Here is an 800-nt window from a genome sequence, read left to right as displayed (position 1 = left end):
GCCTGCCTTTCTATCGCCTTTACCATCCCCTTAAATATAAACAGGTGCGCTGGCGTCATGGCAAACCAATACAGCAACCCTAGAAAGCCTTTCGGGTGCCACCAAGCGGTGATGTTGAGTTCACTTTGATTATTTGATTGATCTTTCTCGGCAAGGTCGGAAACTGTTATCTCGAGGCGACCAAGGCCGGGGCCTTTCATGCCAAATAGAAGAGATAGGAACTGGTTCTCTTCACAGCGAATCACTTTCCAAGAATCGATATGATCGCCCACTTTGAGTGTTGGCCCTTCAGGCTCTTGGCGCTTTGGTACGCCGCCACCAAAGAACAAGTCTAGCCATTCACGGGTGCGCCATAAGCCATTGGCAAAAAAGTAACCTTGTTTAGGGCTGCCAATCTGTTGCGCCACTTGCCATAACTGCTCTTTCGAAACCGTCGACTTGATGGTCGCACCTGTTTGTTTTGGGTAGTAACCGTAGCCGGCTTGCCAGCGTTTGAATGCGGTTTTATCAAAGCCCCAGACGTTGCTTTTAACAAACTCACCTTCGGAGTGAATTGCTTGCTCAACCATCTTTTTAAAAGGAATAAGAGGCTGTGGGTAGCGCTCTTGAATGGCGATAGAGTTGGCGATGAAGTCGTGTTTTAGCCCAGCGAGCAAGGCACGGCCAATATTCGAAGGGACGGATGTCACCACACCAAGCCAATAAGAGGCCATTGTCGGAGTCAGTAACGACGTCGCCCATAAGCGGAGTGGTCTATCTGCGGTTTTGGCAATGTGGGCAAATTGATTGCGATAGCTGAC

Annotated in this window: 1 protein-coding gene; it reads right to left on the bottom strand. The window is 49.5% G+C overall.

Features of this window, described 5'->3' with window-relative positions:
• Nucleotides 1-800, bottom strand: an 800-nt coding sequence (locus KIV40_RS33520) for a DUF2867 domain-containing protein (RefSeq protein WP_285353732.1), incomplete at both ends; no start/stop codon positions are given.

The sequence above is a fragment of the Vibrio sp. D173a genome, from assembly GCF_030248475.1.
The sequence above is the reverse complement of the archived record's forward strand: the minus strand, read 5'-3'. Positions and strand labels throughout refer to the sequence as shown.